Annotated in this window: 7 protein-coding genes, 1 pseudogene and 1 riboswitch; of the genes and pseudogenes, 7 read left to right on the top strand and 1 reads right to left on the bottom strand. The window is 66.4% G+C overall.

Annotation, left to right across the window (positions count from 1 at the left end):
• Positions 1-280: pseudogene (locus KBY71_RS14610) on the top strand (serine/threonine protein kinase); the annotation flags it as partial.
• 52 nt (positions 281-332) lie between these two features.
• Here KBY71_RS14610 and smpB read toward each other — a convergent pair.
• On the bottom strand, positions 333-830 hold the full coding sequence (gene smpB / locus KBY71_RS14605) for an SsrA-binding protein SmpB (protein WP_254929619.1): 498 nt from the start codon (positions 828-830) through the stop codon (positions 333-335).
• A 62-nt stretch (positions 831-892) separates the two neighbouring features.
• Between smpB and ruvB the strand changes: the two genes are divergently transcribed.
• The 6 genes from ruvB to thiC all read left to right on the top strand — a co-directional run.
• Positions 893-1975: a Holliday junction branch migration DNA helicase RuvB gene (gene ruvB, locus KBY71_RS14600; RefSeq protein ID WP_254929618.1), complete on the top strand. Its 1083-nt coding sequence runs from the start codon at positions 893-895 to the stop codon at positions 1973-1975.
• Between the two features lie 13 nt (positions 1976-1988).
• Positions 1989-2747: a tetratricopeptide repeat protein gene (locus tag KBY71_RS14595; RefSeq protein WP_254929617.1), complete on the top strand. Its 759-nt coding sequence runs from the start codon at positions 1989-1991 to the stop codon at positions 2745-2747.
• Between the two features lie 14 nt (positions 2748-2761).
• Complete coding sequence (locus tag KBY71_RS14590; RefSeq protein ID WP_254929616.1) at positions 2762-3994, top strand: amidohydrolase; 1233 nt, start codon at positions 2762-2764, stop codon at positions 3992-3994.
• Positions 3991-4209, top strand: coding sequence for a DUF3188 domain-containing protein (locus tag KBY71_RS14585; protein WP_254929615.1), 219 nt, complete (start codon positions 3991-3993; stop codon positions 4207-4209). The genes KBY71_RS14590 and KBY71_RS14585 overlap by 4 nt, the downstream gene beginning before the upstream one ends.
• Positions 4206-4796, top strand: a complete 591-nt coding sequence (locus KBY71_RS14580) for a HEAT repeat domain-containing protein (protein WP_254929614.1) — start codon at positions 4206-4208, stop codon at positions 4794-4796. The genes KBY71_RS14585 and KBY71_RS14580 overlap by 4 nt, the downstream gene beginning before the upstream one ends.
• Before the next feature lie 5 nt (positions 4797-4801).
• Positions 4802-4920, top strand: a riboswitch (TPP riboswitch).
• 42 nt (positions 4921-4962) lie between these two features.
• On the top strand, positions 4963-5978 hold a 1016-nt coding region (gene thiC / locus KBY71_RS14575; RefSeq protein ID WP_254929613.1), incomplete at its 3' end, for a phosphomethylpyrimidine synthase ThiC.

The following is a 5978-nucleotide window of genomic DNA, read 5'->3' as shown; positions in this document are numbered from 1 at the left end:
CGATGGCGAGCTGCTGGAAGCCAAGGGGCCCCTGCGGGTGGTCAGTTTGGGGGTGCAGAAGAACTCCCCAGTGCAGTTGCTGGTGACCAACGAGGGCGTGGCGCCGGCCCTGATCACCCTGTCGTTGCGGGCCGATCCGCCCCCTGTCGAGACGCCGCCGGTGACCGTCCCCGAACCATCACCGCAGGCGCCGGCGCCCCAGCTAGAGCCTCCCCAGGCTCCGGCCGTGCCCGCGCCCGCCGCCGATCCCCTGCCGCCCGTACCACCGCCAGTGAACTGACTCCAGCCGGAAGGCGTATGGGCGGGTAGGTCGGGCGCTCCGGCCCCCCAATTCAGAGCCGGGCGATTGCGGCCTTGGCGTCCTTGATGTCCTGCTTGCGCCGCTCCTCGTGACGCTTGTCGTGCAGCTTGCGGCCCTTGGCCAGACCGATTGTCAGCTTGATCCAGGAGCCCTTGAGGTGCAGGTTCAGGGGGATCAGGGTGAGGCCTTTTTGATCTAGGCCAATCCGCAATTTGTCAATTTCGCGGCGGTGGGCCAGCAATTTGCGTACCCGCAACGGCTCGTGATTAAAAAATGCGCTGGCATGGCTGTGGGGCGAAATGTGCACGTTGTGCAGTTGCAGTTCGCCTTTGCGAATCAGGCAGAAGCCATCGCGCAGGTTTGATTGCCCGGCTCGGATCGACTTCACCTCGGTGCCAAATAGCTCCAGGCCACACTCCAGGGTTTCCAGAATTTCGTATTGATGCCGGGCAAAGCGGTTGTCGGCCAGCAGCTTGTTGGCGGCATCGCGCTGGGCCTTAGCGCTCTTCTTGCCCCCGCCCTTGGCCATCGCTGCTCCGCAACCGTCCCCTTGATCTTCCGACCCTAGGGAGCCCCCGGTACCCTCGCTGCATGGCCATCGTTTCCTCGGGATCTTCGGCGCCCCGCGGCCGCCCCAGCCGCGACGAGCCACCAGCGCGTCTTGTGGATCCCGCTCCCGTGCTCGAGGAGCTCCCCGCCGCAGCCAGTGGCCTGCCCCGGGAGGACAGTCTCCGTCCTAAGCGCCTTGCCGATTACATCGGCCAGAGCGAGCTCAAGCAGGTGCTGGCCATCGCGGTGGAGGCCACCCGCGCCCGCCAAGAGGCCCTCGACCACGTGCTGCTCTACGGCCCACCGGGCCTGGGCAAAACCACCATGGCTTTGGTGCTGGCTGAGGAGTTGGGCGTGCGCTGCCGCATCACCAGCGCCCCGGCTCTAGAGCGCCCCCGCGACATCGTTGGCCTGCTGGTCAACCTGCAGCCCCATGAGCTGCTGTTCATCGACGAGATTCATCGGCTCAACCGGGTGGCTGAGGAAATTCTTTATCCAGCGATGGAGGACTACCGCCTCGATCTCACCGTGGGTAAGGGCACGACGGCCCGCACCCGCAGCCTGGATCTGCCCCCTTTCACGCTTGTTGGCGCCACCACTCGGGCCGGATCGCTGAGTTCACCGCTGCGGGATCGCTTCGGCCTGATTCAGCGGCTTGAGTTCTACGGACTCGATGAGCTTCAGCAAATTGTGGAGCGGGCTGCTGGCCTGCTCCAGATCAAGCTGGAGGGTGGGGCCGCCTTGGAAGTTGCCCGCCGCTGTCGCGGCACCCCCCGCATTGCCAATCGCCTGCTGCGTCGGGTGCGCGATGTGGCATCGGTGCGGGGCCATGGCCGCATCGGCGCGCCCCTAGTTGCGGAGGCCCTAAGCCTGCATCGCGTTGACGACCGCGGCCTCGATGCCAGTGACCGGCGTTTGCTCACCTTGATGCTCGAGGGCTACGGCGGCGGCCCCGTGGGCCTCGACACCCTGGCTGCCGGTCTCGGCGAAGATTCCTCCACCCTCGAAGCGGTGGTGGAGCCCTACCTATTGCAGCTGGGTTTTCTGCAGCGCACCCCCCGGGGCCGGCTGGTTACCCCGGCGGGCCGCAACCACCTGGGCTGGCCGGCTAATGCGGCCGCATGACCAGCAGCCAACAATGATTCCTACGTTGTTTTCCTTGCTGCTGGGCCTGCAACTGCTGCTGCCCCAGCTATTTGATCAGGCCCTCAGCGCCAGCCGGCAGGGGCGCTTTGATGAGGCTCTACCCCTCTGGAACCAGGTGCTGGAGGTGGCCCCGGACGATGCGGCGGCCTGGAGTAATCGCGGCAATGTGCAGCTCGCCCTGGGCGATCCCCGCGCCGCCATCGCTGACCAGACCAAGGCGATGCAGCTCGACGGCAAGAGCCCCGATCCCCACCTCAATCGCGGCACAGCCGAGGAGGCCTTGGGCCAGTGGGCTGCCGCCGAAGCCGACTACCTCTGGATCTTGGAGCGCGCTCCGAGCGATGAGGGTGAACCGCGCGCCTCAGCCCTTTACAACCTCGGCAACGTGCAGGGCTCCCTGGGTGACTGGCAGGAAGCGCGCCGTTGCTTTGAAGCCGCTTCCCTAGCTAGGCCAGGCTTTGCCATGGCCCGCTCCAGCGCCGCCCTGGCGGCCTTCCAGCTGGGCGATCGCGCCGAGGCCGAGCGGCAGCTGCGCAACCTGATCCGCCGCTATCCCCTGTTTGCTGATGCCCGAGCTGGCCTCACCGCCCTGCTCTGGCAGAAGGGGGCTCGCGGTGAGGCCGAAAGCAACTGGGCCGCGGCCTCCGGCCTCGATCCCCGCTACCGGCAGCAAGAATGGTTGCTTGCGACGCGGCGTTGGCCCCCCGAGCCGGTGGCAGCTCTGGCGCAATTCCTCGCTTTGGCCCCTTGAACGATGGCCCTCGAATGACGGCAACACCCTGCAGCTGGAATTGGCAGGCCCTGGGGCTTGAGCAGGCCCTGGCCGAGGTGCTGCCGGAGCTGATCCAGTTGCGGCGTCATATCCATCGCCATCCCGAGCTCAGTGGCCATGAGCAGCAGACCGCTGCCCTGGTGGCAGGTGAGCTGCGGCGCTGGGGTTGGCAGGTGCGCGAGGGTGTGGGCCGCACCGGCGTGCTGGCGGAGCTGGGGCCAGAGCAGGGGCTTGATGGCTTGCCCGCCCCCCTGGTGGCCCTGCGGGTGGATATGGATGCCCTGCCTGTGGAGGAGCGCACCGGCCTCGACTACGCCTCCATCCAGCAGGGCCTGATGCATGCCTGCGGCCACGATCTGCACACCGCCGTGGGGCTGGGGGTGGCCTACCTGCTGGCGGAGCTTGCCGAGCGCCACCCCGAGCTGCTCACGGCCAGGGTGCGGCTGTTGTTTCAGCCCGCTGAGGAAACGGCCCAGGGGGCGGCCTGGATGAAGGCCGATGGCGCCATGGACGGCGTGGCAGCCCTGTTTGGTGTGCACGTGTTTCCCAGCCTGGCGGCGGGCACGATCGGCGTGCGCAGCGGCAGCCTTACGGCGGCGGCCGGTGAGCTGGAGGTGGAGGTGCTGGGCGAGGGCGGCCACGGCGCCCGGCCCCACCAGAGCACTGACGCCATTTGGATTGCGGCGCGGGTGGTGAGTGGTCTGCAGGAGGCGATCAGCCGCCGCCTTGATGCCCTGCATCCGGTGGTGGTGAGTTTCGGGCGGATCGAGGGCGGTAAGGCCTTCAACGTGATCGCCGACCATGTGCGCCTGCTCGGCACGGTGCGCTGCCTCGACACCGACGTGCACGCCCAGCTGCCAGGCTGGATCGAAGACACGGTGCAGGCCCTCTGCCGCGGCCATGGCGGCGAGGCCCGGGTGCGTTATCGGGTGATTTCACCGCCCGTGCACAACGACCCTGCCCTCACCGAGCTGGTGGCGGATGCTGGGGTGGAGCTGCTCGGCCGCCAGCAGGTGCAGTGGCTCGAGCAGCCGTCTTTGGGAGCAGAGGATTTCGCCGAACTGCTCGATGGCATCCGCGGCACCATGTTTCGGCTGGGGGTGGCGGGGCCTCAGGGCTGCACGCCGTTGCATAGCAACAGCTTCGCTCCCGACGAAGCGTCCCTGCCGGTGGGCATTGGCGTGCTCACCTTGAGCCTGCTGCGCTGGATGGAGCGGCGCCCGTGAGGCAAAGGCCCTGGCTGCGGGGGTTGCTGGCCCTCTCCTCGCCCCTGTTGATCCTGGTGGCATTGCTGGTGCTGCTGCAGCGCCGCGGCGTCGATCGGATTCCAGCCCTGCCAGCTCTGCTGATCGGCACGGGCCTGCTTGTTACCAGTGCGGTGGGCCGGCGGCGACGACGGCGTGAGCTGCTGGCGGCCCTGCGCCACGATGGGGATGTATGACCAATCCCTCTCCCGATCTTGCGGCCCTGCGTGAGGCCATTCTTTGCGGAGACCCCAGCCGGGCCATGCCCGCCCTGGTGGGTTTGCGGGAGGTGCCGGTGGAGCAGGCCGTGCCCTTACTCCTGCTCGGGCTGGAGCAGAGCATGTTCATGGTGCGCTCGCTCAGCTGCGCCGGCCTTGGGGTGAAGCAAAACGAGGCCGGCTGGCAGGCGCTGGTGGCCGCGATGCAGGGCGATGAGGACGCCAATGTGCGGGCCGAAGCTGCTAACTCCCTGGTGAGCCACAGCCTTGAGCGGGCCTGGCCCCTGCTGCGTGATGGGTTTGCAGCCGATCAGCAGTGGCTGGTGCGCTGCAGCATCCTTTCGGCTCTTGCTGAGCAGCCAGCCATTGATCCGGCCTGGTTGCTGGAGCTGGCGTCGATGGCGATCACAGACGCTGATGGCACGGTGCGGGTGGGCGGCGCCGAGATCCTGGCCCGCTTGGTGCGGGAGCAGGGCACTGCCGAGGCCCGGGTTCTGTTGCAGCAGCTTCAGGCCGACCCCGACCACCGGGTGGTGGCCGCGGCGCTCAATGGTCTGCAGAGCTAGGTTGGATGGGTCACTAGGGGTGCCCCGCTGCCGGCCTTAATCAGTTGTGCAGCTTTGGGCTGAGATCACACCCTCCGAACCTGATCCGGGTCATGCCGGCGCAGGGAAGTGGAATTGGATTGTGAAACCACTCTCAGGCTGCGCCCCGCCCTATTTGCAGCCTCAAATGCGTAGCGCCTGGATTGAGAAGCGTCGCGGCACCGCGAACTATTCCCAGATGTATTACGCCCGCCAGGGCGTAGTGACTGAAGAGATGGCCTATGTGGCCAAGCGGGAAAACCTGCCCGAGTCGCTGGTGATGGAGGAGGTGGCTCGGGGACGCATGATCATCCCGGCCAACATCAACCACCTCAATTTGGAGCCGATGGCGATCGGTATCGCCAGCCGTTGCAAGGTGAACGCCAATATCGGCGCCTCCCCCAATGCTTCCGATCTCGATGAGGAGGTGGCCAAGCTGCGCCTAGCGGTGAAATACGGCGCCGACACGGTGATGGATCTCTCCACCGGCGGCGTCAATCTCGATGAGGTGCGCACGGCGATCATTAATGCCTCGCCTGTGCCGATCGGCACGGTGCCCGTCTATCAGGCGCTCGAGAGTGTGCACGGCTCCATCGAGAAGCTCGACGCCGACGACTTTCTGCACATCATCGAGAAGCACTGCCAGCAGGGCGTTGACTACCAAACGATTCATGCCGGCCTGCTGATTGAGCACCTGCCGCTAGTGAAGGGTCGCCTCACCGGCATCGTGAGCCGCGGTGGCGGGATCTTGGCCCAGTGGATGCTTTATCACCACAAGCAGAACCCCCTGTTCACCCATTTCGATGACATCATCGAAATCTTCAAGCGCTACGACTGCAGCTTCTCCCTTGGGGACTCCCTGCGGCCGGGTTGCCAGCACGACGCCTCCGACGCCGCCCAGCTGGCTGAGCTCAAAACCCTCGGCCAGCTCACCCGCCGCGCCTGGGAGCACGACATCCAGGTGATGGTGGAGGGTCCGGGCCATGTGCCGATGGATCAGATCGAGTTCAACGTCAAAAAGCAGATGGAGGAGTGCAGCGAGGCCCCCTTCTATGTGCTCGGTCCGCTGGTCACCGACATTGCCCCCGGCTACGACCACATCACCAGCGCCATCGGTGCGGCCATGGCCGGTTGGTATGGCACGGCCATGCTCTGCTACGTGAC

The organism is Cyanobium sp. T1B-Tous, assembly GCF_024345475.1.
GTDB lineage: Bacteria > Cyanobacteriota > Cyanobacteriia > PCC-6307 > Cyanobiaceae > Cyanobium_A.
Note: the sequence above shows the minus strand (reverse complement) of the source record. Positions and strands in the feature narration are given on the sequence as shown.

Excerpts from the sequence above, each read along its gene's own strand:
- KBY71_RS14580 (WP_254929614.1), top strand. The coding sequence starts at position 4,206 with ATGACCAATCCCTCTCCCGATCTTGCGGCCCTGCGTGAGGCCATTCTT.
- ruvB (WP_254929618.1), top strand. The coding sequence starts at position 893 with ATGGCCATCGTTTCCTCGGGATCTTCGGCGCCCCGCGGCCGCCCCAGC.
- smpB (WP_254929619.1), bottom strand. The coding sequence starts at position 830 with ATGGCCAAGGGCGGGGGCAAGAAGAGCGCTAAGGCCCAGCGCGATGCC.
- KBY71_RS14595 (WP_254929617.1), top strand. The coding sequence starts at position 1,989 with ATGATTCCTACGTTGTTTTCCTTGCTGCTGGGCCTGCAACTGCTGCTG.
- KBY71_RS14590 (WP_254929616.1), top strand. The coding sequence starts at position 2,762 with ATGACGGCAACACCCTGCAGCTGGAATTGGCAGGCCCTGGGGCTTGAG.